Annotated in this window: 1 protein-coding gene; it reads right to left on the bottom strand. The window is 62.8% G+C overall.

Annotated elements, in window-relative coordinates; translation table 11 throughout:
- Positions 1-325, bottom strand: a 325-nt coding sequence (locus tag QWI17_RS00805; protein WP_302720589.1) for a hypothetical protein, incomplete at both ends; no start/stop codon positions are given.

Below are 325 nucleotides of genomic sequence, written 5' to 3'. Positions count from 1 at the left end.
CAACCCGCGCCAACGGCGCATAACTACCCGGCTCGTAAAGGTACAGGATGTTCTGCCCAGGCGTTTCCTCCCGCAGCATCCGCAAGCCTTGCCACAGAAAGCGCTTCTGTTCGACCTCGCCGTTGATCTCAGCCCGCTTGGCCACCCGCCGCCCAAGGCTGTCGTAACGGTACTCGCCTCGGCTTGCCAGCTTGCCATTGACCAACGTCTCCGCCCGCACCAGCCGGTTCTCGCAGTCGTAGCTGAAGCTTTGCAGCTTGCTATGCCCCGAGCGCTTCTCGATCAGGTTGCCCCACGGGTCGTAGCGGTACTCCTGATCCCGCCA

Origin of the sequence: Gilvimarinus gilvus (assembly GCF_030518155.1) — a bacterium.
GTDB classification, from domain to species: Bacteria; Pseudomonadota; Gammaproteobacteria; order Pseudomonadales; family Cellvibrionaceae; genus Gilvimarinus; species Gilvimarinus gilvus.
Note: the sequence above shows the minus strand (reverse complement) of the source record. Positions and strands in the feature narration are given on the sequence as shown.